The sequence below is a fragment of the Enterococcus sp. DIV0294 genome (genome assembly GCF_050558155.1).
Classification (GTDB): Bacteria; Bacillota; Bacilli; order Lactobacillales; family Enterococcaceae; genus Enterococcus; species Enterococcus faecalis.
In genome coordinates, this window is the sequence record NZ_CP187889.1 from 225,001 (window position 1) to 249,682 (window position 24,682).

A 24,682-nucleotide genomic window follows, 5' to 3' on the forward strand; every position below is an offset into this window, starting at 1 on the left:
GGAGGTCGCGGGTTCGAGTCCCGTCCAGACCGCCATGCGGGTGTAGTTTAGTGGTAAAACCACAGCCTTCCAAGCTGTTGTCGCGAGTTCGATTCTCGTCACCCGCTTTTCTTTTTGGGCCTATAGCTCAGCTGGTTAGAGCGCACGCCTGATAAGCGTGAGGTCGATGGTTCGAGTCCATTTAGGCCCATAATTTTATAAAATGGCCCGTTGGTCAAGCGGTTAAGACACCGCCCTTTCACGGCGGTAACACGGGTTCGAGTCCCGTACGGGTCATAAGTTTTGTTACGGAGGATTACCCAAGTCCGGCTGAAGGGAACGGTCTTGAAAACCGTCAGGCGGGTAAAACCGTGCAAGGGTTCGAATCCCTTATCCTCCTTTCTTAGGAATTAAGTTTCCTTAGTCTAATTATCGCGGGGTGGAGCAGTCAGGTAGCTCGTCGGGCTCATAACCCGAAGGTCGTAGGTTCAAATCCTGCCCCCGCAATTGCTTTTATTTTTTAAAGCATACATTTGTATAAAGCAAAAACGAATTGGTTTGGTAGTTCAGCTGGTTAGAATGCCTGCCTGTCACGCAGGAGGTCGCGGGTTCGAGTCCCGTCCAGACCGTTTTTGGCTCGGTAGCTCAGTTGGTAGAGCAATGGATTGAAGCTCCATGTGTCGGCAGTTCGATTCTGTCCCGCGCCATCCAAGAAAAATTTGCGGGTGTAGTTTAGTGGTAAAACCACAGCCTTCCAAGCTGTTGTCGCGAGTTCGATTCTCGTCACCCGCTTTTTTCTTATTTGGGGCCTATAGCTCAGCTGGTTAGAGCGCACGCCTGATAAGCGTGAGGTCGATGGTTCGAGTCCATTTAGGCCCATTTATTTCTTGGGGAAGTACTCAAGTGGCTGAAGAGGCGCCCCTGCTAAGGGTGTAGGTCGGGAAACCGGCGCGAGGGTTCAAATCCCTCCTTCTCCGTTTTTTCTTTTTAATGGCCCGTTGGTCAAGCGGTTAAGACACCGCCCTTTCACGGCGGTAACACGGGTTCGAGTCCCGTACGGGTCATAGTGAAGCATACAAACAATGTTTGTATGCTTTTTTTATTTTTATTACAAAAAAATGTCGTTGAAAGCGTTGACATTTGTTGTAAATATGTTATTCTTTGGATGTAGGGATAAGTAAATAGATGGATAGTGATTGTTTAAAGACAAGCTAAACCTAATTTTTTCATGAAGCGACAGGTGTGTCGTTCTTTTTGAAGAAATTGGGTTTTTCTTTTTTCAACGAAACACAAAGGAGGTGGGGCATTGATTATTCACAAAATTTTAAACAATAATGTGGTTATTACATTAGATGATGATAAACGAGAGCAAATTGTTATGGGCAAAGGAATTGCTTTTAAGAAACGCATTGGTGATTGGGTTCCTGATGAAAGTATCGACCAAGTTTTTTATTTAGCCAATCAAGAAACATCACTTAAGTTTCAAGAATTGTTAGGAAATATTCCTTTAGAGATGATGAAACTCTCGGATGACATTATTGTTTATGCAAAATCAACGTTGAAAAAGAGTTTGAATGATACCATTTATATTTCTCTGACGGATCATTTGTACACAGCTTTAGAAAGAAAAAAACAAGGAATTGCAATTAAGAATTTATTATTATGGGATATTAAACGTTTTTTTCCTGAAGAGTACGAAGTAGGAATAAATGCTTTAAAAATGGTACAAAAGCGCGTAGGAATGGAATTGTCAACGGATGAGGCAGGTTTTATCGCATTGCACTTGGTGAATGCGGAGATGGAGGAAGAAGTCGGTAATATTTACGAATTGACAAAGTTGATGCAAGAGATTACAAATATCGTCAAATACTATTTTAAGGTAAGTTTTGATGAAGACTCTGTTTACTTTTATCGATTTAGCACACATTTAAAATTTTTCTGTTATCGCTTATTACACCAACGTGAAGTTGTCGAAAATGATGATGAAGAACTGTATGCGGTAATTAAAAAGAAATATCTCAACGCCTATCGTTGCGTGGAAAAGATCAGCTTGTATTTAAATGAGAACTATGACTATCAAGTTTCAAATGAAGAACGCTTGTACCTAACGATTCACATTGCACGAATTGTACAAACAACGGAACAATAAACGCACCACTTTGGATAGTGACATTCAGTTGGCTAAACCTTCAAATGAAAATAAATTTTTGGAGGAAAAAAAGATGGGAAAATATCATGAACTAGCAGAAAAAATTGTAAAAAATGTCGGTGGGCAAGAGAATATTAATAGTTTGACACATTGTATCACACGTCTTCGCTTCAAATTAAAAGATGAGAGTCAAGCGAATGATGATGTCTTAAAAAATATGGACGGTGTGGTAACTGTTATGAAAAGCGGTGGACAATACCAAGTCGTTATTGGAAATCATGTCCCAGCCGTTTATGAAGAAGTAGTTAGTATTGCAGGCTTGTCAGGAGAACGTGAAGAAGAAGCTTCCAGTGGGAATTTATTTGATCGCTTAATAGATATTTTAAGTGGTTGTTTCCAACCCTTTTTAGGGGCGTTAGCAGCGGCTGGGATGGTCAAAGGGTTAAATGCCTTATTGGTTTTCTTAAAGCTCTATACGGCTACGTCAGGGACTTATACCATGTTAAATGGGATTGGCGATGCAATTTTCTACTTTATGCCAGTTATTTTAGGTTATACAGCAGCTAAAAAATTCCGGTTGCATCCAATGGTAGGGATCGTGATTGGCGCAGCTTTATGTTACCCAACGATTCAAGGAAGTGCATTACAAACGGCCTTTGAAACAACAGCGGGTGCGGGAGCCGCAGCACCGTATAATTTATTCGGCTTACCTGCCTATGATACATTTATGGGGATTCCTTGGGTCGGTGCGAACTATACAAGTAGTGTCGTACCAATCATCTTCATTATTGCTTTTGCGGCACAAGTTCAAAAAGTGTTTAAACGGATTATTCCAGAAGTTGTTCAAACGTTCTTAGTACCGTTTTTCGTCTTGTTGATTGCCTTACCAATTGGTTTCTTAGTAATTGGGCCAATCGTTAGCATGCTAACAGATTTATTAAGCGCTGGCTTTACAGCATTAATGAGTTTCTCACCAGCTTTGTATGGTTTGATTCTTGGTTTCTTCTGGCAAGTCTTAGTTATTTTTGGTTTACATTGGAGCGTTGTGCCATTAGCTATTATGCAAGTGACACAAGAAGGTTCAAGCCAAGTATTAACGGGATCATTTGCAGCTAGTTTTGCGCAAACAGCGGTTGTTTTAGCGATGTTCTTCAAATTGAAAGATAAAAAGTTAAAAGCTTTGTGTCCGCCAGCAATTATCTCTGGTATTTTTGGTGTAACAGAGCCAGCAATTTATGGAATCACTTTACCGAAAAAATGGCCATTTATTTATTCAATGATTGGTGGCGCTGTCGGTGGTTTATATTTGATGATCAACAATGTGACAGCTTATACAATGGGTGGTTTAGGAATTTTCGGTGTGCTAAACTTTATCAATGGTGATGATGCAAGTGGGATGATTCAGTCCTTTATTGCAATTGCCATTGCAGCGGTCGTTGGTTTTGGTCTAACATTCTTCTTCTGGAAAGACAATACAGTTGAGGAAGAAGAAGTGATTATTGATAAAACAACGATTAAAAAAGAAAATATTACAAGTCCAGTCAAAGGACGAGTGTTATCTTTAAAAAATGCAGAGGATCCTGCTTTTGCAAATGGAGCATTAGGAAATGGGGTCGTGATTGAACCAACGGAAGGCAAAGTGGTTGCACCCTTTGATGGAACGATTGTCACACTATTCCCAACAAAACATGCATTAGGTTTGATTTCAGATAACGGCACAGAATTATTGATTCATATTGGGATTGATACAGTTCAATTAGAAGGCGAAGGCTTTGAAGCTTTTGTAAAACAAGGTGACCGCGTGAAAAAAGGTCAAACATTAGTAACCTTTGATTTAGAAGGAATTAAAAAAGCTGGGTTTAGTACACAAATCCCAATCGTTGTGACGAATACAGCGGATTATTTAGATATTTTGGAAGTCGGCAGTAATGAAGTTTCAACAAGTGATGATTTGCTGACCGCTTTAATATAAAAAGATGTGGAGGAAGAGAATTTATGGCATTTAGAAAAGACTTTTTATGGGGTGGCGCAACAGCAGCCAATCAATGTGAAGGTGGCTATAACGAAGGTGGACGCGGTTTGGCAAACGTCGATTTAGCGCCAACTGGTCCAGATCGTTTTCCAGTAATCACTGGTGAAAAGAAAATGTTTAACTTTGATGAAGAACATTTCTATCCTGCACAAGAGGCGATTGATATGTATCATCGCTATAAAGAAGACATCGCCTTGTTTGGTGAAATGGGTTTTAAAACATACCGTTTATCCATTGCTTGGAGTCGAATTTTTCCAATGGGAGATGAAACAGAGCCGAATGAAGAAGGCTTGAAGTTCTATGAAGACTTATTCAAAGAATGTCATAAATATGGGATTGAGCCACTAGTAACGATTACACACTTTGACTGCCCAATGCACTTAGTGGAAGAATATGGCGCTTGGCGTAGTCGTAAGTTAGTAGGTTTCTATGAAAATCTTTGCCGTGTAATTTTCAACCGATATAAAGGATTAGTAAAATATTGGTTAACATTTAACGAAATTAATATGATTTTACATGCACCATTTATGGGAGCAGGTCTATACTTTGAAGAAGGCGAAAACAAAGAACAAGTGAAATACCAAGCGGCCCATCATGAACTACTAGCAAGTGCAATTGCGACAAAAATTGCTCATGAGGTAGATCCTGAAAACCAAGTAGGTTGTATGTTAGCGGCTGGTTCCAACTACGCTTATACTTGCAAACCAGAAGATGTTTTCGCTGCTCGACAAGCAGATCGTGAAAATTATTTCTTTATTGATGTCCAATCACGCGGGGAATACCCTGCGTATGCTTTAAAAGATATGGCACGTAAAGGTATTCAAATTGAAATGGAAGAAGGCGACGAAGAACTTTTAAAAGAACATACGGTGGACTTCATTTCGTTCTCTTATTATTCTTCTCGTGTCACATCAACAGATCCAGAAATTAATGAACAAACAGCTGGTAACATCTTTGCCTCTGTGAAAAATCCTTATTTAAAAGCGAGTGAATGGGGTTGGCAAATTGATCCACTTGGTTTGAGAATTACGATGAATGACTTATATGATCGTTATCAAAAACCACTATTCATTGTTGAAAATGGCTTAGGAGCGGTAGATACACCAGACGAAAATGGTGATGTAGTCGATGATTATCGTATCGATTATTTGGCGGCGCATATTCAAGCGATGAAAGATGCCGTTGAACAAGATGGTGTCGACTTGTTAGGCTATACGACTTGGGGCTGTATTGATTTAGTATCAGCTGGAACAGGTGAAATGAAAAAACGCTATGGCTTTATCTATGTGGATCGCGATAACGAAGGAAATGGTACGTTAAAACGAAGCAAGAAGAAATCGTTTGATTGGTACAAAAAAGTAATCGCAACAAATGGTGAAGATTTAAGTAATTAATAAAATTAGCAACTATTAAAGGGCGTTTGACATTGGTAGAAAAAACAAGGACTCTTCTGCCAGCGTCAATTCCCTTGATGGTTTCTTTGTGATGCCTAAAAACAGAGGGAAAGAGGGATTTTATGGGATTTCCAGAAAATTTTTTATGGGGCGGTGCAACAGCTGCTAACCAATATGAAGGTGGCTACCTTTCAGGAGGCAAAGGTCTGAGTACATTAGATGCAATTACTGGTGGTAGTCAAACAGAACCGCGACGGATTACGTATTTAACTAAAGAGGGCCAAAAAGCTTCGTGTACGCGCGATCAAGCATTACCCGAAGGAGCGATTGGCTATATCGATGAAGAGTTATACTACCCTAGTCATGTAGCGACGGACTTTTACCATCATTATGAAGAAGATATCGCCTTATTTGCAGAAATGGGTTTCAAATGTTTTCGGCTGTCTATCGCCTGGAGCCGGATTTGCCCAAATGGAACAAAAGAGATTAATGAAGAAGGCTTAGCCTTTTATGATAAAGTTTTTGATGCTTTGCTGCGCCATGGAATTGAGCCCGTTGTGACGATTAACCATTTTGATATTCCGATGTATTTGGCCGATGAATATGATGGTTGGAAAAATCGTGAAGTGATTGATTTCTTTGTTTTCTTTTGCGAAACCATTTTTACACGTTATCAGGATAAAGTGAAGTATTGGATGACTTTTAATGAAATTAATTTTTTAAGAAGTTGGACGCAAATTGGGATTCACAATAATGATAAACAAAGTAAATATCAAGCAGCGCATCATCTATTTGTAGCAAGTGCGAAAGCAGTTGAATTAGGACATTCCATCAATCCAGATTTCCAAATTGGTATGATGGTGGCTTATATTCCAAGTTATCCTTTGTCCTGCAAACCTGAGGATGTGATGGCAGCTGTTCAATTTAACCGAGAGCAAGAATTTTATATGGATGTCCAGGCTAAGGGCTATTATCCAGCGCATAAGCTCAAAGAATTTGAGCGTGAAGGAATGACAATTCAAATGGAGTCAGAGGATTTAGCGATTATTCAAAAAGGAACAGTTGATTATATCGGGTTTAGTTATTATATGTCGACTGTTTCGACTGCTTATCCCGAAGAAGTAAAATATGTCGGAGGCAACCAAATGCCTGCGGTTAAAAATCCTTATTTGCAAGAATCTGAATGGGGCTGGGCTGTCGATCCTTTAGGGTTAAGAATTTCATTGTGTCAGCTGTCAGATCGTTACAATATGCCATTGTTTGTGGTTGAAAACGGGTTTGGTGCGGTGGACACATTGCAAGAGGATGGCTCGATTGTCGACGATTACCGCATTGATTATTTTAAACAACATATTGAAGCCATGAGAACCGCAGTAGAAGAAGACGGAGTTAACTTAATTGGTTATACGCCTTGGGGTTGTATTGATTTAGTTTCAGCAGGGACTGGCGAAATGAAAAAACGTTACGGCTTTATCTATGTAGACATGGATGACCAAGGTCAGGGAACCTTGAAACGAACTAAGAAAAAATCATTTAATTGGTACAAACAAGTTATCGCTAGTAATGGTGAAAACTTAACAACTGAGTAGAAAATGAGGGGAAATAAAAAATGAAAAAACGATTGACGATTGTGGGGATGCTTTTTCTGGCCATTTTAGTAATGGTTGGTTGTGGTAAAAATCAGCAAGCAACGACAAAAGAAAAAGAGACAAAACCTGAAGAACTAACTCTTTACATTGTGCGCCATGGAAAAACTATGTTAAATACGACGGACCGCGTACAAGGATGGTCAGATGCGGTCTTAACACCAGAAGGTGAAAAAGTTGTGACAGCAACTGGGATTGGTCTGAAAGATGTTGCCTTTCAAAATGCATATAGTAGTGATAGTGGCCGCGCCTTGCAAACTGCTCAACTTATTTTAGATCAAAATAAAGCAGGCAAAGACCTTGAAGTCGTGCGTGACCCAGATTTACGTGAATTTAATTTTGGTAGCTATGAAGGGGATTTAAATAAGACAATGTGGCAGGATATTGCTGATGATCAAGGTGTTTCCTTAGAAGAATTTATGAAAAACATGACCCCTGAATCCTTTGCCAATAGTGTAGCTAAACTGGATCAACAGCGCGAGGAAAGCAAGAATAACTGGCCTGCAGAAGACTATGCTACAATTACTAAACGTTTGAAAAAAGGCTTAGATAAAATTGTTGCTACAGAATCAGCCAATCCCGGGAATGGCAATGTTTTAGTGGTCTCTCATGGCTTGAGTATTTCAGCGTTGTTAGCAACTTTATTTGATGATTTTAAAGTCCCAGAAGGCGGTTTGAAGAATGCTAGTGTCACAACAATTCATTACAAAAATGGCGAATATACTTTGGATAAAGTCAATGATGTCAGCTACTTAGAAGCAGGCAAAAAAGAGACAAAATAATCCCTGGATTAGAGAAACAGTCTATTTAGGAGTTGGTGGAGCAAGAAAAGGGTTGCTCCACCAACTCCTATTGTTGTGTTCTTTTTTTATTAAAGGTAGAATCAGAAAGAAGAATTTTTTCATTGGGAGGAAATGAAATGAAAAATAGAACAAAATCACGCTGGAAAAAAATTGTCCTAGGACTTGGGCTTTTTTTAGTAATCTTAGTCATCGGTTTGACTATTTTTATTAAAAATAGTACGTATCAAGCAACCGATTCGGCCTTAAAAATAAGTCAAAGTGCCACGCAAGAAAAAAATTATGATTATTACACAAACGGGCAAAAAAATGATACAGCACTGATTTTTTATCCAGGTGTATTGGTTGCGCCCGCTAGTTATAGTGAATGGGCGCAAGAAGTTGCTACGAAAGGTTACGATGTCTATGTTGTTCATTTTCCTTTGAATTTAGCGGTTCTTGCACCAAATGCTGCAGAACAAATTATAAAGGATCATCCACAACAAAACTTCGTTTTGGCTGGGCATTCTCTGGGTGGTGTGATGGCTAGTCGTTTTGTAGCGGAAAATGAGCAACGAATCAAAGGCATGATTTATTTAGCCAGCTATCCTGACGAAAAAGGTGCACTAAACAAGCAAAATCTGCCGGTTCTGTCAATAACAGCCACAAACGATGGTGTTTTAAATTGGACTAGCTACCAAAAAGCCAAACAGTTTTTGCCAAAAGATACGCAGTATGTATCTATCGAAGGTGGGAATCATGCAGGGTTTGGTAATTACGGTGTCCAAAAAGGAGATAACAAAGCGACAATTTCTAATGAGCAACAGCAAACAGAAATCAGTCAATTGATTGTAGCATGGCTACAATCACGCCCCAATAAATAATCCGATGAGCCGAAATGTTATTTTTTCGGCTCATTTTTACTGCGATAAACAGAGGGGGTTACGCCTGTTTCTTTTTTAAAAGTGGTGGCAAAATATGCTGCGGTTTGGAAGCCAACTTTTTTCGCGATTTGTTGAATCGTAAGGGGTGAATGGAGGAGCAATTCTTGGGCTTGCCTAATTCGGACACTTGTTAAATAAGCTAACGGGGTTTGTTTCGTCTGTTCCTTAAAGGTTCGCTGCAAATGAAAGGGACTACCGTGGCAGACTTGCGCTAAATAGTCTAAACTTAAAGGTTCCGCTGAATGCCGATCAATAAATTGCTTAATTTGAGCAACCCATTCCTCGTTAGGAACGACTTGCCCGGTTGGTTGACATCTTTTACATGGCCGAAAACCAAGTGTTAAAGCTTCCTGAGCCGTTTTGAAAATCAGAACGTGGTTCTTATTGGGCACACGGGAAGGGCACGAAGGACGACAAAAAATTTTAGTTGTGGTCACACCATAAAAAAATCACCATCAAATTGCGTATTATTATTTTGAATGGCTTCCCAACGTTTCTGAGTAAGTCGATACGTTGTTTTCATTGTAAGCACACCTCCCGTTTTCTTCATTGTAAAAGAATCTCTAATAAAAACAAGTAAAAAGTGATGGGAGCGCAAGATTTTGAAAGCCAAAAGAATTATAATGAAGATAAGAAAACACGAGAAAGAAGTGTAAAAATATGGCAAAAAAGATTTATTATACGCAACAAGAATGGCAGAACGATCACTATTATCTTGGTGTGACAGACGCTGGACTAGCTTTTGTAGGTTCAGCCAATCAATCGATAGAAGAGCTGAAAAACTGGTACCCTCAAGCACAATTAGAAGCTTCTGAAAAGAAAACTGCGCCTTATAAAGAAGCATTCATAAGTTATCTTAACCAACATTCGACAACGTTTGCTTGCCCCATAGACATCGAAGGAACGCCCTTTCAAAAAGAAGTTTGGCAGGCGTTGCAAGAAATACCTTATGGTGAGACAATGACCTATCAAGAAATTTCAGAAAAAATTGGGCGTCCACGTGCGGTTCGAGCAGTTGGCACAGCGATTGGGAAAAATCCTTTATTAATGGTCATTCCTTGCCATCGAGTCATCGGCAGCAAGGGACAATTAACCGGTTACCGTGGTGGTTTAGCAATGAAACAAGCATTATTAACATTTGAACAGTCTTAAAAGGAGGCGGCGATGAACAACTATCAATGGTATACAGAACAATGGGGAAACCCTACAAGAGAGGATGATTTGCTGTTTTTATTGTTGAGGGTGGGTGTTTTTCAAGTTGGTTTAAGTTGGAAAGCAGCAGCAGGGAAAAAAGTAGCATTCATGAAAAATTTTTGCCAAATGAAGCCGGAAAAAGTTGCCGCGCTGTTGCCTGACGAAGTCGATCGAATAGTAGCTGATCCAGATATGATTCGCAATCGGCGCAAAATTGAAGCAACCATTAAAAATGCGCAAGCAATTTTAAAAGTACAAGAAGAATTTGGCAGTTTTGCCAATTATCTATGGCAATTTGTAAAAAACGTCCCCGTTTTATCTATTTATGAAGAAGCATACCAAGTCCCGCGCACACAGCTTTTGTCAGATAACGTAGCAAAAGACTTAAAAAAAAGAGGATTTTCTTTTGTAGGTCCGATTGTCACCAATATGTTTCTGAAAGCTAGCGGGATTATCCAGGTGGAAATTTTAAATCCAGAATAAAGGAGTGTTAGGATGTTTGAAAATGAATCTCTTAGTTTTGAAGAACAAACAATTATTCAAGCAGCAGAGCGTTATGTTCAACAAGAATTAGCCAACGAAGCAAGTGGCCATGACTGGTGGCATATTTATCGAGTGACACAATTAGCAAAAACAATTGCAGAGAAAGAACAAGCAAATTTATTTTTATGTATATTAACAGCATTGTTACATGATATTGGCGATGAAAAATTTAACGAAAGTGAAGAGGCTGGCTTGCTAAAGGTGCAACAATGGTTGGAAGCAAATAACGTATCAACAGAGCAAACGAATCACATCCTTTCCATTATTGCTAATATGTCCTTTAAAGGAGGAAATACTGGGAAAACAGTCACTAAATTAGAAGGAAAAGTGGTCCAGGATGCGGATCGATTAGATGCCATCGGTGCGATTGGAATTGCACGGGTGATGGCTTATTCGGGAAATAAAGGCCGTTTAATTCACGATCCTCATAAACAACCTCGTGAACAGTTAACCCAAGAAGAATACCGGAATGGGGAAGATACTGCTATTATGCATTTTTATGAGAAACTTTTAAAGTTAAAGGAACAAATGAATACAAATTATGGTCGCTTATTGGCGGAAAAGCGTCATCAATTTATGGAACTTTATCTGGAGGAATTTTATCAAGAGTGGGATGGACACCGATAAATGAGGGCCAACTAAAACAGCCAGTACATTTCTTTTTGAATTTTAAGAGAACTCTTTTTTACAAATACCTCAGAAGTGGTAAAATGATGGATGAATAAACGGGTGGTTTATCTTAGTTTTACGTTACATATAGGAGGTAATTATGGAGACAAAAAAATCGAGTGGCATGTTTGCAGTTATTGCCGCACTGATTGCGAATATTTTAGTAGCGATTAGTAAATTTGTTGGTTTTGCTTTAAGTGGTAGTACCGCTATGATGAATGAAAGTATCCACAGTGTCGTGGACTGTAGTAATCAGGTGTTATTACTTTTTGGGAATAAGCGCGCTTCTCGTGGACAAAGTGCGTTACATCAATTTGGAGAAGGCCGTGCAAAATACTTTTTTAGTACAATTGTTGCAACGATGCTCTTTTTTGGTGGGGGCGCGTTAGGCGTAATGGAGGCTATTCAGAAGTTACTGCATCCCTCTCATGAAGTAGAAAATGTGGCTATTGTCATTGGTATTTTAATTTTTGGTTTGCTTGTGGAAGGTAGCTCTTTGCGTGTAGCGATGAAAGAAATCAAAGAATTGAATACAGAGAAGTTATCGCTCTTAAAATTTTTGCGAGAAAGTCGTCACAGTGAAATTTTAATTATTTTTACGGAAGACTTTTGTGCGGTTATTGGTTTGTGTTTAGCTTTGGTGGGAACCCTTTTAACAATGGTAACTGGGATTGCTGCATTTGATGCTATCAGCGGCTTACTGATTGGTTTACTATTAATGTGTGCAGCCATTTTCTTAGCGAAAGAATTTTATAGTTTGATTATTGGTGAAAGTGTGACCGCTACAGATTTAGCAAAAATTAAAACCGCATTTGATCGGGCGGATGTTGAAAAACTAATTGATGTAAAGACCGTTCATTTAGGTCCAACTGAAATTTTAGTAGCGGCAAAAATTGATGTGGTAGAACCAATGGAAGAAGATGCACCTGATGTTGTGAATGCGATTGAACGAGACATTCGAAGTAAAATGCCTGATAAAAAAATCTATATCTATATTGAAGTTGACGATTATGATGTGAATTACGTTCGTAAATAACAAATGAAAGAATAACTTTAAAAAACAATATGGGGGAAGAAACGATGCAAGAGGCAATTATAACAAGTACAGTAGATTTAACCAGTGGTGGTTGCAACGCCTGTGGTTTAGTGGAAGATACCGTCTACACATTAGCAATGAATGGAGTGGATATTCCGTTAGATGGCTTGACTGTTGCTCATCTAGTTTCTGCTATTGTTGCCAGAAATGGATTTAAACAGGAGCTGCAAATGGATATGCTAGATGACGAATATATCCTTTATCGAAAAGAAGACACAACAGTAACCTTTAAAGAAGCGTACAATCATTTAAGCTACGATAACGGTTCTGAAAAAATCCAATCTAAAAATAAACTGGAAGATTTACCAAAACTTTTTGAACAAGTTAATCAAATCCTAACAACTGTTTTTGGAATTGGAACTGTCAATTTTATTATAGAATAAAGTACAAAATAGAACAGAAATTGGACAATCAATGAGTGAAAGAGATCGTCCAATCTCTGTTTTTTAATGTATAAATAGAAAATAAAAACAAAAAATGATTAAGTTAAGTGAACGCCTTTATCGACATAAATGATGTCACCGACCACGCCACTAGCTAGTTCACTGACTAAAAAGGCACAAGTGTTTCCGACTTCTTCAATGGTTACACCTGTTTTATCTGGTGTCCGCTCATTAGAAATACTAATCAATTGATCGTAGTCTTTTACACCAGTCACAGCCAATGTTTTAATCGCTCCTGCGGAGATTCCGTTGACACGAATTTTATCTGCAGCTAATTCAAAAGCTAAATATTTCACGGCAGTTTCTAAAGAAGCTTTAGCAATCCCCATCATATTGTAGTTAGGAATCGCACGTTCGGAACCTAAATACGTCAATGTGACAATTCCTGAACCAGGATTTAAAAAAGGTTTCGCATAATGAGTAACTGCTAAAAGAGAGTAGCTACTAATATCTTGTGCTAATAGGAAACCATCACGAGTGATGTCACTAACGTTTCCAGACAATTCTTCTTTTTTGGCAAAAGCAATCGCATGGACTAGTCCATCGATCGTGCCCACTTCATTTTTAATTGTTTCAAAGGCTGCTTGAATGGACGCATCAGAAGCAACATCGCATTCCACCAACAAATCATTTTCATCTGCTAATTTAACCACTTGCTTTTTCATGCGTTCGTTTTGATACGTATAAATAACATTGGCCCCTTGATCTTTTAATGCTTTTGCACAGCCCCAAGCAATACTTTTTTTGTTGGCAACACCCATTACGACGACATTCTTATTTTGTAAAAACATATAAAATCTCCTTTAATAAAAAATTTTTGTTGATAGAATAGGCTTTTCTTCATCAAAATGTAAAAGTTACATTTATTGAGTTGACGAATAAAATTTCAACTGGTATTATCTGTGTGAGAATGATAACAAAATCTTCTCAATTTTCTAATCTTGAAAAAAACAGACATTTTTCCTGATGTCTGAATTATTAACCAAAATACTTTGAAAGTCAAACTATTTTTCTTATTTTTTAAGAAAAAGTGCTGGAAACCGCATGAAATAATAGTTTGATAATCAAAATAAACTCGGAGGTACAGTATGAAAAGAGTGGTCATAACCGGCATGGGTGCCGTAACACCATTAGGCAATACCGTAAAAGAATTTTGGCATAATCTAGTGGATGGCAAGCTAGGAATTGGCAAAATTACTAAATTTGATTCTGAAGATACTGGGGTGGCTTTGGCTGGTGAAGTGAAAGAGTTTGACCCAAGTGCTGTTTTAGAACGCAAAGAGCAAAAAAGAATGGACTTATTTTCTCAATATGGCTTGGTCGCTGCTTTAGAAGCGTGGGAAATGAGTGGTTTAACAGAAGCAACGATTGACCCGACTCGTTTAGGTGTGATTGTCGGTAGTGGGATTGGCGGGATGACTACCTTACAAGACCAAGTACGGGTAATGGATAAAAAAGGCGCAAAACGCGTAACACCATTTTTCGTGCCCATGGTAATTGCTAATATGGCAGCGGGAAATATTTCGATTCGTCTAGGTGCAAAAGGACCTTCTCAAACTATCGTGACTGCTTGTGCTTCTGCGACGAATGCGATTGGTGAAGCTTTTCGCACGATTAAATATGGTTTAGCGGACATGATGGTAACTGGGGGGACAGAAGCCACAGTATGTGAAATTGGGATTGCAGGCTTTGCAGCATTGAATGCTTTAAATACAACAGAAGATGCGACTCGGGCTTCGATTCCTTTTGATAAAGAACGAAAAGGTTTTGTGATGGGTGAAGGCGCAGGAATGCTGGTTTTAGAAGAACTCGAGCATGCACAGAAACGTGGCGCAACTATCTACGGCGAAATTGTTGGATATGGCAGCAACTGTGATGCTAGCCACATGACCGCTCCTTTAAAAGACGGTAGTGGCGCGGCAGCTGCGATGGAAATGGCGATTGCAGAAGCAGGGATTACACCGGAACAAATTGGGTATATCAATGCTCATGGTACGTCAACCCCAGCGAATGACGCTGCGGAAACAACGGCCATCAAACGTGTCTTTGGTGAGCGAGCATCGCAAATTCCAATTTCAAGTACAAAGAGTATGACTGGACATTTATTGGGCGCGGCTGGCGGTATCGAAGCGATCGCTTGTGTGCAAACATTGCAAGAAGGAAAAGCTCATCCGACAGTAGGCTACCAAGTTGCTGATCCAGATTGTGATTTAGATTATGTCACAGAAGGTGCACGTGACATTACAGCGGACTATACAATTAGTAATTCGTTTGGCTTTGGTGGCCATAATGGTGTAATTTGCTTGAAGAAATGGGAGGAAAACTAGTATGAAAAAAGTAATGACTGCAACAGAAATTATGGAAATGATTCCTAATCGCTATCCGATTTGTTATATTGATTATGTGGATGAAATTATTCCAAATGAAAAGATTATTGCAACAAAAAATGTGACAATTAACGAAGAATTTTTCCAAGGACATTTCCCTGGAAATCCAACAATGCCAGGCGTTTTGATTATTGAAGCATTGGCACAAGTAGGTTCGATTTTAATCTTAAAAATGGATCAATTTGAAGGTGAAACAGCCTATATTGGCGGTATCAACAAAGCCAAATTCCGTCAAAAAGTGGTCCCTGGTGATGTCTTGAAATTACATTTTGAAATCGTCAAATTACGTGACTTTGTCGGCATCGGCAAAGCGACTGCTTACGTGGAAGATAAAAAGGTCTGCGAATGTGAATTGACGTTTATTGTGGGACGATAAAAAGATAATTAGAAAGAGCAAGCGGTGAAGGCTTGCTCTTTTTTTGTTCTGGTATGATAAAATTAATAAAAAAAGGTGCTGGAGGTAAATTATGTTGAAAAACTTACAACCTCAATTTTTTAAACAAACAGTTATCTATGGTTTGTTATTTGTCTTTTGGGGAACGCTTAACTATTTTTTTGAGAGTATTCCTAAAGGACTAAATCGTATAGTTTTCGGTATTTTGTCGTTTACTTATATTTTTTTGTATATGAAAAATAGAAAGAGTGTTTCAGGGAATAAAGGGGACTTGGCAATATGGATTTTAATTATTTCGGGATTTTTTGCATTGGTAGATGTTACTTATTATTTAAATATACGCGGCAAAATTACGCTATATTTCAGCTTAGTTTATATTTTATCAATAATTCTAATATTTATAGTATATGAACTAAAAAGTGACCCTAAGATTAAATTGAAAAATATTCTAAAAATAAGTGCTGTTGTGTATAGTTTAGGTTTTTTTGATAGAGATTGGTGGACTGTAATACCATTATTTACTGCTTTTGTTTTGTTATTTTACTCTAAAGAAGGAATAGATTACTTTGCTCAAGAAGAACTTACTGAAATAAAAATACCAAATTTTTTACAAAAAAAATGGAGAAGGACAAAATTTTTAATAGTCATATGGTCGGTAATGCTTTATAGTTCATTTGTTATTTCAGATATTTTAGAATCTTGTGGCTGGATTAATAAAATTAGTTTATATTTTTTTCCAGAAGACTCGCTAGAATTTTACAGAATCTGGTTTAGTAAAGGGTTAATACGTTTATGTATCTTAGGAATAATATATATTTTAGGAAAAAAATATCTGTTGAAATTTAAACCTGTAAACACATTAATAGAACTTTATAAAGAAGTGGCTAGAACAAATGAAACAGAGTTTAAAAGAAATACAAAAAAACACCAAATACAAAAAAATGCTCGTCGCAAATATAAATAACACTAACGCAAAAAAACATGCTATAATCATAAAAAGCTTATGTGAAGGTGGTAAGCTTATGAGTAAAACAATTTACAGGAGGGTTTTTCTTTTGGATATTTCAGTAGAGTTTTCGGGACATAAATTGGCGAATGTGTTAATGAACGCATCAGGTATTCATTGTATGACAATTAAGGAAATGGACGAGTTAGCGGCTTCTCAAGCAGGTGCTTTTGTCGCTAAGACGGCAACACCTAATCCTCGTCAGGGCAATGAGGAACCACGGTATTTTGATACACCATTAGGAAGTATTAACTCAATGGGCTTGCCTAATTTAGGGATTGATTATTATTTAGATTATCAGATTGCACGTCAAAAGGAATTTCCTGAGGAGTTACGCTTTTTATCTGTATCTGGTATGAATTATGAGGAAAATATCGCTATTTTAAAAAAAGTGCAAGAAAGTGAATACACAGGAGTGACAGAATTTAATTTGTCTTGTCCCAATTTGCCTGGTAAACCGCAAATTGCTTATGATTTTGAATTAACAGAAAAGCTTTTAACAGAAGTTTTCCAATTTTTTACTAAACCATTAGGTGTAAAATTACCCCCATTTTTTGATATTGCACATTTTGACGCAATGGCTGAAATTTTAAATAAATTCCCTTTAGTATACGTGAATAGTATTAATAGCATCGGTAATGGTTTATATATTGACAGTGACAAGGAAGAAGTAGTCATTAAACCAAAAGGAGGCTTCGGTGGACTGGGCGGCGAATATGTCAAACCAACAGCGTTAGCCAATGTTCGTGCGTTTGCGCAACGTTTGAAACCAGAAATCAAAATTATTGGAACGGGCGGTATTACATGTGGAAAAGATGTTTTTGAGCATCTTTTATGTGGTGCGACATTAGTACAAGTCGGCACACAATTGCATCAAGAAGGTCCACAAGTTTTTGAGCGTCTAGCCAAAGAATTACAAGAAATCATGGCAGCAAAAGGTTATGAAAGTATTGAAGAATTTCGTGGGAAATTGAAAGAGATGTAACAAAAAAACCGTCAAGAAATTTTCTTGACGGTTTTTTGTTATTTCACAGCCTTAACATTTTCCATAAAGGCTTCCAAATATTCAGGTTGTGTTAATTGTTGGTTACAGGTGTCGCTATCATGGCAAATGTAATTGCCTTTTTTCGTATAGGTTCCGTCGCCGCCTGATTTGGTGGTAGCTAGGAACATAGACACATTCGTGATTGTTTGACAGATGGAGCAAACACCTTTAACAATGGTGGGTGAAAGGGTGCCGTGGACGCCGATTAATTTATTTTCTCGATAAGCTAAGATAAATTTTTTCTGAGTCCCAGCGTCGTTCCAACCGACATAGGTATTGTTCCGTAAATCCATGTTTTCCCACTCAGGAATCTTTAACTTTTTCACTTTGCGAAAGACTTTCGTGACTTGTGGTGTTGAAGGTTCTTTAAAGGGCAACACGGTTTCTTTTAATTCGTCTAAATATTTTTCAGCACGCGCGCGTGTTAAACGACGATCCATCACTTTGTCCAACAAAATCGTAACAGCAGGGTGTTCTTCTGGAAATAACCCATTGATTTTTTCGGCACATAGGGCCTGGACAGTTTTGACAGTCGTAGCATCGTTAACAGACGTATAGGTGTTTAGTAACACAGCGACTTGTTCTTTAATTATGTTAAATTGGTAAGGTTGAATAGTTGGGTTCATGATTTTAAATTCCTTTCAAATAGACCGAGTACATACGCTGAAAGGCAATTTGTCTCACCAACGTATGCTTAGTGACAGACAACCTCATGTGTTTTTGATAAAGATAGCGTTTGACGTATCATATCATCACCCCCTTTAATGATTGATTTTTTCTATGTAAAAAGTGAAAATAATTGATGAAAGCTTGGTAATTCTAACGCAATTCAAGAAAAAAGGCAAGTTAAACTCGTTTTATTTCCCAAGTCAATGTCTGGGGAGTGATAAACTTCTAAAAAAGATACGTGATTTCCTAGATTAATCCTAGGTTATTTGCTACAATAATGAAGAATTAACCAGAGAAAAGGAGAAATTACAATGATTGCAGCAAGCGATTTAAAAGCCGGTATGACTTTTGAGCAAGACGGCAAATTAATTAAAGTAATGGAAGCTAGCCACCACAAACCAGGTAAAGGTAACACGGTTATGCGTATGAAATTAAAAGATGTTCGTACGGGTTCAACAACAGATACAACAATGCGCCCAGATGAAAAAGTGAAAAAAGCGCACATCGATACAAAACCGGTTCAATATTTATACAGCCAAGATGATATGGCTATTTTCATGGATTTAGAAACATATGAACAATATGAAGTACCAACTGCTTTAATTGAAGAAGAACTAAAATATTTATTAGAAAATATGGAAGTAAAAATTCAATTTTATGGTGAAGAAGTCATTGGTTTAACTTTACCAACAACGGTAATCTTACGTGTTGCTGAAACGCAACCTTCAATCAAAGGCGCAACAGTAACTGGTTCTGGTAAACCCGCTACAATGGAAACAGGATTAGTTGTTAACGTTCCAGATTTTGTTGAAGCAGACGAATTATTAGAAATCAATACTGCGGAAGGAACGTATTTAAAACGTGCTAAATAAGTAGCAGAAAAACAGAAGGCTAGCCTTCTGTTTTTTTTGTCTATTAATTCTTTTACCTATAAGAAAACCATTGGTGTGATAGGAAATAGCAATCGTTAGAATCGTTGACACTAGAAAATGGGAAATGGTATAGTTTGGTCAACACATGACGAAGGAGGAAATCAACCATGACGAAAAAACAAGCTAGCCTTTTTTTAGAAACGGAAAGCTGTTGTTGTATGGTGCAAAATAGTGCAGCATACTCTTTTGTGATGGGGAAAACCTCCGTTATTTCTGAAAAATTGCCTAACACGATTCCTCTCTGAATCTAGACAACCAGAAATAAACAAAAAAGGTGCTGATGCGATCAGCACCTTTTTGTTTTATGTACATGTATTAGAAGGAGGAATTCGCTATGATTGTTCAGTCAATTTTAGACACAATCGGAGCAACACCATTATTTGAATTTACAAGTGAACAATATCCTATGCCAGAAGGCACTAAAATTTATGCGAAACTAGAATATTTGAATCCAGGTGGCAGCGTCAAAGATCGGCTTGGTGTGCATCTTCTCAAAGAAGCAATGAAAACGGGAAAGATAAATCAAGCCACAACAATTATTGAACCGACAGCGGGGAATACAGGGATTGGCCTGGCATTAGCTGCCAGTCAACTGGGCCTCAAGACAATCTTTGTTGTGCCAGAAAAATTTAGTCAGGAAAAACAACAGCTGATGCAAGCGTTAGGTGCTAAAATTGTCCCTTCGCCAACAGAGCAAGGGATTGTCGGAGCGATAACTAGTGCCCAAGACTTAGCCAAGGAAATTCCTAATAGTTACGTGCCGTTACAATTTGAAAATCCGGATAACCCTGCTGCTTACTACGAAGGATTAGGACCTGAAATTGTTCAAGACTTAGGCGGAAAGATTACCAGCTTTGTCGCAGGTTTAGGCAGTGGTGGAACGTTTGCAGGTGTTGGCAGATATCTCAAAGAACAAAATAGTAAGACGCAATTATGGGGCGTGGAGCCAGAAGGTTCGATTTTAAATGGCGGACCTGCACACGGACATGAAATCGAAGGCATTGGTGTGGAGTTCGTGCCGCCTTTTCTTAAACAGATTCCTGTGGACGGCTTTTATACCATTTCAGACGAGGATGGTTTTTTCTGGGTCAAACAATTAGCCAAGAAAAGCGCTTTGCTGGTGGGAAGCTCCAGCGGCGCAGCATTTGCGGCGGCATTAAGAGAGGCGCGCCGCTTACCAGCAGGCAGCACAATTGTAACTATTTTTCCTGACGGTAGTGACCGTTATTTATCAAAAAATATTTATTCTTAGGAGGAAAACTTTTATGAAATTCAATACCAAATTAATTCATGGCGGCATTAGCAAAGACACAACAACAGGTGCAGTGAGTGTTCCTATTTATCAAACGTCAACCTTTGAACAAAATGGCGTGGGCCAGCCAAAAGAATATGAATATTCTCGTTCAGGTAATCCCACACGTCACGCGTTAGAAACCTTAATCGCTGAGTTAGAAGGTGGGAGCCATGGCTTTGCGTTTAGCTCAGGCTTAGCTGGTATCCATGCAATCATTTCTATGTTTGGACCCGAAGATCATATTTTATTAGGTGATGATGTCTATGGGGGCAGTTTCCGTTTATTGGATAAAGTATTTGTAGCAAATGGGTTAAGCTACACGATTGTAAACGCCAGCGACTTATCAACAATTGAAGCCGCAATTCAGCCAAATACAAAAGCCTTGTTTTTGGAAACACCAAGTAATCCACTGTTAAAAATTACAGATATTGAAGCGGCAGCTAAGCTTGCTAAAAAACATCAGTTGTTAACTATTGTCGATAATACATTTGCGACGCCTTATTTTCAACGGCCGTTAGCGTTAGGTGCTGATATTGTGGTTCACAGCGGGACAAAATATTTAGGGGGCCATAGTGATGTAGTCTCTGGTTTAGTCGTAACGAATCACCCAGAAAGCGCAGAAAAAATTGCCTTTTTACAAAATGCGATTGGTGCTGTTCTAGGACCACATGATAGTTGGCTGGTCCAACGTAGTTTAAAAACATTAGGCGTCCGGATGGCAGCGCACACCCAAAATGCTCAAAAAATCGCAGAATTTTTAGAAGCGCATCCAGCTGTAGTAACGGTGTATTATCCAGGACTAGCGAGTCATCCTGGTCATGAAATTGCGCAAAAACAGATGTCGGGATTTAGTGGCATGATTTCTTTTGAATTAGCCAAGGATGAGCAAGTCGTTCCTTTCGTAGAAGCGTTGGAAATTTTTACTTTAGCGGAAAGTTTAGGTGGCGTAGAAAGTTTAATTGAAGTACCTGCCATTATGACTCACGCATCTATCCCCAAAGAAAATCGTGAAGCCGTGGGAATTAAAGATGGACTCATTCGTTTATCTGTAGGAATTGAAGCAGTCGAAGATTTGTTGACTGATTTAGAAAAGGGATTACAAGCATAAACAAAGGCCCTCGTCTTTAGACGAAGGCCTTTTGTTTATAATTCTTCACCATTCGTAGCAATCACTTGTTGATACCAAGCAAACGATTTTTTCTTTCGCCGTTCCAACGTTCCGTGACCATCGTTGTCTTTATCTACATAAATGAAGCCATACCGTTTCTTCATTTCGCCTGTACTAGCGCTCACTAAATCGATGAATCCCCAAGGTGTGTAGCCCATCAAATCAATGCCGTCATACGCAACGGCTTCTTTCATCATCTCAATATGTTCACGTAAATAAGCGATTCGGTAAGTGTCGTTAATCGTTCCGTCTGGTTCTAGCTCATCAATAGCACCAAAGCCATTTTCAACAATAAAGAGTGGTAATTCATACCGATCATTGAACCAATTCATTGCATAGCGCAAGCCCATAGGATCGATTTGCCAGCCCCAATCAGATGTTGCTACATAAGGATTTCGCACCAAGTCTTTTGCTTCATTGTAGTCAAAAGTAGGGGCCTTTTCTGCACCTTTCACAGCAAACGACATGTAATAGCTAAAGCCAATATAATCAACACAGCCATTACCCAAATCAGTTAAATCTTCTTCTGTGACATCTAATGAAATGTTTTTTCGTTTCAAATAGCATTGAATTGCACTTGGATAATGACCGCGGACATGAACATCGGTAAACCAATAACGTTTTTGCATTGCGCTAACACTCATCATCATATCCTCAGGATTACAAGAATAAGGATAAATAGGCACCATCGCAATCATACAGCCAATTTGGAAGTCGGGATTGATAGCATGGCCAATTTTCACTGCACGTGCGCTAGCGACTAGTTCATAATGAGCAGCCTGATACATAACTGCTTCGCGGTCCTCTCCTTCCTGGTAAGCAATACCAGAGTTAGTAAAAGGTGCAAAATCTTCTTCATAATTAGCTTGGTTGTTAATTTCGTTAAAGGTCATCCAATATTTGACTTTTTTCTGGTAACGAGTGAAACAAACTTCAGCAAATTTGACAAAAAAATCAATGACCTGGCGATTGCGAAAGCCGCCATATTTTGTGACTAAATGATAAGGCATTTCAAAGTGAGACAGTGTCACGACTGGCTCAATACCATTTTTCAAACACTCGTCAAAAAGTGCATCATAAAAACGAAGACCTTCTTCATTGGGCGTTTCTTCATCTCCGTTAGGAAAAATTCGTGTCCAAGCAATAGAGGTTCGGAAACAATTTAAACCAAGTTCTTTGAATAGTTGAATATCTTCTTGATAGCGATGGTAAAAATCAATCGCTTTATGGTTAGGATAGTGTTCATCTGGCAAAACGCCTGCGGTAATTTTACGAGGGACGCCATGTGCACCGGCAGTCATTACATCCGCCACGCTCACCCCTTTACCGCCTTGGTCCCAGCCTCCTTCTAATTGATGAGCAGCGACAGCGCCGCCCCAAAGAAAATCATTTTTCAAAATTGACATATCGTTTCAGTCCTTTGTTCAAATTTTTATACGTTTTGTGCTTCGACTTTTTCAAGGGTTTCTTCAGTAATCGGTTGATTGGTTTCTTCTGCGTAGTTAAGTGCATCCATTTTTTTAGCAAACGGTAAATAGATAAAGAAACTCATCGTCAGTACCACTACTTGAAGCAACGCTGCTTGCCAACCACCAACTAAAAGTCCAGAAATGATTGGAGGAGTAGTCCAGGGAACTTGTACCGCCGTAAAGAGAGGAACCAGTCCTGTGTACAAGGCAAAATATGTCACAACAGAAGAAACAATCGGTGTGATAATGAATGGCACAGCCATGATTGGGTTCATCACGATAGGTGTAGCAAAGACAATTGGCTCGTTAATATTGAAAACAGCTGGCCCAATTGAAAGCCGACCTAATTGCTTAAACTGAGCTGATTTGGCAAAGAAAACCATGAACACGACTAACCCGATTGTCATGCCCGCACCAGTGACCGTTAAAAATTGATCTAAAAATTGTTGTGTAACAATATGGCCACCATTAGCCAGTGTTAAGTCTTTTCCAGATTTCAAAATTTCGGTATTTTCTAAAGAGTTTGCTTGTAAAATAGGGCCCATGATACCGCCAACGATTGTTGACCCGTGAACACCGAAAAACCAAAAGAGCGGAATGACAAAACCTAATAGTAATGCGCCACCTAGTGAATCTGTGACTCCTTGAAGTGGTGATTGTAGCACTTCGTAAATAAAGTCAAAGAATGTCGTATTGAAGACTTTATCTAGAAGAATGAAAATTAGCATTGCACCAGTTACAATGACGCTGGCAGGAATTAACGCAGTAAAGGAATTGGCCACATTTTCTGGTACAGCTTCTGGTAATTTGATACGAATATCATGACGTAAAAACCAACTATATACAACGCCGACTAACAAACCAACAATAATAGCTGTAATCATCCCTTTGCCAGCTGTCCAATCTTTGTTGATGACGTTGCCAACTACTGCGCCAGAAACCGCATCTTTGACTTCAGATGACATAAACAAAATGAAAACCACCATGGCAATCATGCCCGCTGGGAGGCCTTCAAATCCCTCGCTTTTTACATATGAGTAGGCAATACCGATGACCGCAAATAACGACATAATCGCAAAAGATGCACCATATGCTTGATTGAAATAAACAGCCAGACCGCTTGCGTTAACCCATTCAGAAATAGCTGTAACTGGGAAATTCGCTAATAGAAGAAACACGGAACCAACAATGGTAAAAGGCATCGTGTAAAGCATCCCGTTCCGTAAGGCAGTAATTGCTTTGGTATTGACGAACTTTAGTACTGGAGGTAATAATTTCTCGTTAATCCATTCGTTCATAAAAATCTCTCCTTTGAAGAATAATATAAATGCAAATGTATCCGTTTACATATTTACTATATAAGGTTATTTGAAGAAAAAATAGACTTTTGCTTGAATGAGAAACATGTACCAAGAAAAAAAACAAAAAAGCTCATGCTGTTTTAGACAGC

The 24,682-nt window shown here is 38.7% G+C and carries 23 protein-coding genes, 12 tRNA genes and 1 pseudogene (1 of these 36 cut by a window edge); 31 read left to right on the forward strand and 5 right to left on the reverse strand.

Going from position 1 to position 24,682, the window contains the following annotated elements:
- From IGJ20_RS01155 to IGJ20_RS01240, 18 genes are all read left to right on the forward strand, one after another.
- Positions 1 to 35: transfer RNA gene (locus IGJ20_RS01155), tRNA-Asp, on the forward strand (it extends 42 nt beyond the left edge of the window).
- A 1-nt stretch (position 36) separates the two neighbouring features.
- A tRNA-Gly gene (locus IGJ20_RS01160) sits at positions 37 to 107 on the forward strand.
- A 9-nt stretch (positions 108 to 116) separates the two neighbouring features.
- Positions 117 to 190: transfer RNA gene (locus tag IGJ20_RS01165), tRNA-Ile, on the forward strand.
- Positions 191 to 204: 14 nt separating this feature from the next.
- Positions 205 to 276, forward strand: a tRNA-Glu gene (locus IGJ20_RS01170).
- Positions 277 to 289: 13 nt separating this feature from the next.
- Positions 290 to 379: transfer RNA gene (locus IGJ20_RS01175), tRNA-Ser, on the forward strand.
- Between the two features lie 33 nt (positions 380 to 412).
- Positions 413 to 486, forward strand: a tRNA-Met gene (locus tag IGJ20_RS01180).
- A 48-nt stretch (positions 487 to 534) separates the two neighbouring features.
- A tRNA-Asp gene (locus IGJ20_RS01185) sits at positions 535 to 608 on the forward strand.
- 5 nt (positions 609 to 613) lie between these two features.
- Positions 614 to 686 (forward strand) — tRNA-Phe (locus tag IGJ20_RS01190).
- Between the two features lie 14 nt (positions 687 to 700).
- Positions 701 to 771, forward strand: a tRNA-Gly gene (locus IGJ20_RS01195).
- A gap of 13 nt (positions 772 to 784) precedes the next feature.
- A tRNA-Ile gene (locus IGJ20_RS01200) sits at positions 785 to 858 on the forward strand.
- 10 nt (positions 859 to 868) lie between these two features.
- A tRNA-Ser gene (locus tag IGJ20_RS01205) sits at positions 869 to 956 on the forward strand.
- A 15-nt stretch (positions 957 to 971) separates the two neighbouring features.
- A tRNA-Glu gene (locus tag IGJ20_RS01210) sits at positions 972 to 1,043 on the forward strand.
- Positions 1,044 to 1,285: 242 nt separating this feature from the next.
- Positions 1,286 to 2,128 (forward strand): BglG family transcription antiterminator LicT, encoded by an 843-nt coding sequence (gene licT, locus IGJ20_RS01215; RefSeq protein WP_086317590.1) that lies wholly within the window; start codon positions 1,286 to 1,288, stop codon positions 2,126 to 2,128.
- Between the two features lie 73 nt (positions 2,129 to 2,201).
- Positions 2,202 to 4,100, forward strand: coding sequence for a beta-glucoside-specific PTS transporter subunit IIABC (locus tag IGJ20_RS01220; RefSeq protein WP_002361131.1), 1,899 nt, complete (start codon positions 2,202 to 2,204; stop codon positions 4,098 to 4,100).
- A gap of 23 nt (positions 4,101 to 4,123) precedes the next feature.
- A complete protein-coding gene (locus IGJ20_RS01225) occupies positions 4,124 to 5,554 on the forward strand; it encodes a 6-phospho-beta-glucosidase (protein ID WP_202522281.1) in 1,431 nt (476 codons plus the stop codon).
- A gap of 122 nt (positions 5,555 to 5,676) precedes the next feature.
- Positions 5,677 to 7,143, forward strand: coding sequence for a glycoside hydrolase family 1 protein (locus IGJ20_RS01230; protein ID WP_002366048.1), 1,467 nt, complete (start codon positions 5,677 to 5,679; stop codon positions 7,141 to 7,143).
- Between the two features lie 20 nt (positions 7,144 to 7,163).
- Positions 7,164 to 7,982 (forward strand): histidine phosphatase family protein, encoded by an 819-nt coding sequence (locus IGJ20_RS01235; RefSeq protein WP_202522282.1) that lies wholly within the window; start codon positions 7,164 to 7,166, stop codon positions 7,980 to 7,982.
- Positions 7,983 to 8,119: 137 nt separating this feature from the next.
- Positions 8,120 to 8,863, forward strand: coding sequence for an alpha/beta hydrolase (locus tag IGJ20_RS01240; RefSeq protein WP_202522283.1), 744 nt, complete (start codon positions 8,120 to 8,122; stop codon positions 8,861 to 8,863).
- 17 nt (positions 8,864 to 8,880) lie between these two features.
- Here IGJ20_RS01240 and IGJ20_RS01245 read toward each other — a convergent pair.
- A pseudogene (locus IGJ20_RS01245) lies at positions 8,881 to 9,473 on the reverse strand (bifunctional transcriptional activator/DNA repair enzyme AdaA).
- A 110-nt stretch (positions 9,474 to 9,583) separates the two neighbouring features.
- Between IGJ20_RS01245 and IGJ20_RS01250 the strand changes: the two are divergent.
- From IGJ20_RS01250 to IGJ20_RS01270, 5 genes are all read left to right on the forward strand, one after another.
- Positions 9,584 to 10,075: a methylated-DNA--[protein]-cysteine S-methyltransferase gene (locus IGJ20_RS01250; RefSeq protein WP_202522285.1), complete on the forward strand. Its 492-nt coding sequence runs from the start codon at positions 9,584 to 9,586 to the stop codon at positions 10,073 to 10,075.
- A 12-nt stretch (positions 10,076 to 10,087) separates the two neighbouring features.
- On the forward strand, positions 10,088 to 10,600 hold the full coding sequence (locus tag IGJ20_RS01255) for a DNA-3-methyladenine glycosylase I (RefSeq protein WP_202522286.1): 513 nt from the start codon (positions 10,088 to 10,090) through the stop codon (positions 10,598 to 10,600).
- 12 nt (positions 10,601 to 10,612) lie between these two features.
- Positions 10,613 to 11,287 carry an HD domain-containing protein gene (locus tag IGJ20_RS01260; RefSeq protein WP_202522287.1) on the forward strand — a complete coding sequence of 225 codons (675 nt, stop codon included), beginning with the start codon at positions 10,613 to 10,615 and terminating at the stop codon, positions 11,285 to 11,287.
- 142 nt (positions 11,288 to 11,429) lie between these two features.
- Positions 11,430 to 12,365 carry a cation diffusion facilitator family transporter gene (locus IGJ20_RS01265; RefSeq protein WP_002355191.1) on the forward strand — a complete coding sequence of 312 codons (936 nt, stop codon included), beginning with the start codon at positions 11,430 to 11,432 and terminating at the stop codon, positions 12,363 to 12,365.
- A gap of 29 nt (positions 12,366 to 12,394) precedes the next feature.
- Complete coding sequence (locus tag IGJ20_RS01270) at positions 12,395 to 12,808, forward strand: DUF4809 family protein (RefSeq protein ID WP_002387649.1); 414 nt, start codon at positions 12,395 to 12,397, stop codon at positions 12,806 to 12,808.
- Positions 12,809 to 12,906: 98 nt separating this feature from the next.
- Here IGJ20_RS01270 and fabI read toward each other — a convergent pair whose 3' ends face one another.
- Positions 12,907 to 13,659 (reverse strand): enoyl-ACP reductase FabI, encoded by a 753-nt coding sequence (fabI, locus tag IGJ20_RS01275; RefSeq protein WP_202522288.1) that lies wholly within the window; start codon positions 13,657 to 13,659, stop codon positions 12,907 to 12,909.
- A 297-nt stretch (positions 13,660 to 13,956) separates the two neighbouring features.
- Here fabI and fabF point away from each other — a divergent pair, with 297 nt between their 5' ends.
- The 4 genes from fabF to IGJ20_RS01295 all read left to right on the forward strand — a co-directional run bounded on the left by fabF (position 13,957) and on the right by IGJ20_RS01295 (position 17,640).
- Positions 13,957 to 15,195: a beta-ketoacyl-ACP synthase II gene (gene fabF, locus IGJ20_RS01280; protein WP_002358339.1), complete on the forward strand. Its 1,239-nt coding sequence runs from the start codon at positions 13,957 to 13,959 to the stop codon at positions 15,193 to 15,195.
- 1 nt (position 15,196) lies between these two features.
- Entirely contained in the window at positions 15,197 to 15,631 is a 435-nt protein-coding gene (gene fabZ, locus IGJ20_RS01285) for a 3-hydroxyacyl-ACP dehydratase FabZ (protein ID WP_002355197.1), read from the forward strand.
- 91 nt (positions 15,632 to 15,722) lie between these two features.
- Positions 15,723 to 16,613 (forward strand): hypothetical protein, encoded by an 891-nt coding sequence (locus IGJ20_RS01290; protein ID WP_002361140.1) that lies wholly within the window; start codon positions 15,723 to 15,725, stop codon positions 16,611 to 16,613.
- Positions 16,614 to 16,671: 58 nt separating this feature from the next.
- Entirely contained in the window at positions 16,672 to 17,640 is a 969-nt protein-coding gene (locus IGJ20_RS01295) for a dihydroorotate oxidase (RefSeq protein ID WP_002386045.1), read from the forward strand.
- A 38-nt stretch (positions 17,641 to 17,678) separates the two neighbouring features.
- Here IGJ20_RS01295 and IGJ20_RS01300 read toward each other — a convergent pair whose 3' ends face one another.
- A complete protein-coding gene (locus tag IGJ20_RS01300) occupies positions 17,679 to 18,326 on the reverse strand; it encodes a FusB/FusC family EF-G-binding protein (RefSeq protein WP_002355200.1) in 648 nt (215 codons plus the stop codon).
- A 354-nt stretch (positions 18,327 to 18,680) separates the two neighbouring features.
- Here IGJ20_RS01300 and efp point away from each other — a divergent pair, with 354 nt between their 5' ends.
- The 4 genes from efp to IGJ20_RS01320 all read left to right on the forward strand — a co-directional run bounded on the left by efp (position 18,681) and on the right by IGJ20_RS01320 (position 21,703).
- Positions 18,681 to 19,241 carry an elongation factor P gene (gene efp / locus IGJ20_RS01305; protein ID WP_002355202.1) on the forward strand — a complete coding sequence of 187 codons (561 nt, stop codon included), beginning with the start codon at positions 18,681 to 18,683 and terminating at the stop codon, positions 19,239 to 19,241.
- 167 nt (positions 19,242 to 19,408) lie between these two features.
- Complete coding sequence (locus IGJ20_RS01310) at positions 19,409 to 19,546, forward strand: hypothetical protein (RefSeq protein ID WP_002366057.1); 138 nt, start codon at positions 19,409 to 19,411, stop codon at positions 19,544 to 19,546.
- Between the two features lie 89 nt (positions 19,547 to 19,635).
- Positions 19,636 to 20,553 carry a PLP-dependent cysteine synthase family protein gene (locus tag IGJ20_RS01315; RefSeq protein ID WP_002361143.1) on the forward strand — a complete coding sequence of 306 codons (918 nt, stop codon included), beginning with the start codon at positions 19,636 to 19,638 and terminating at the stop codon, positions 20,551 to 20,553.
- Positions 20,554 to 20,566: 13 nt separating this feature from the next.
- Positions 20,567 to 21,703 carry a cystathionine gamma-synthase gene (locus IGJ20_RS01320; RefSeq protein ID WP_202522289.1) on the forward strand — a complete coding sequence of 379 codons (1,137 nt, stop codon included), beginning with the start codon at positions 20,567 to 20,569 and terminating at the stop codon, positions 21,701 to 21,703.
- 35 nt (positions 21,704 to 21,738) lie between these two features.
- Here the strand turns inward: IGJ20_RS01320 and genA are convergent, their stop codons facing one another.
- Complete coding sequence (genA, locus tag IGJ20_RS01325; protein WP_202522290.1) at positions 21,739 to 23,169, reverse strand: 6-phospho-beta-glucosidase GenA; 1,431 nt, start codon at positions 23,167 to 23,169, stop codon at positions 21,739 to 21,741.
- Between the two features lie 26 nt (positions 23,170 to 23,195).
- On the reverse strand, positions 23,196 to 24,530 hold the full coding sequence (gene genB, locus IGJ20_RS01330) for a PTS sugar transporter subunit IIC (RefSeq protein ID WP_002355207.1): 1,335 nt from the start codon (positions 24,528 to 24,530) through the stop codon (positions 23,196 to 23,198).
- Positions 24,531 to 24,682: the final 152 nt, after the last annotated feature.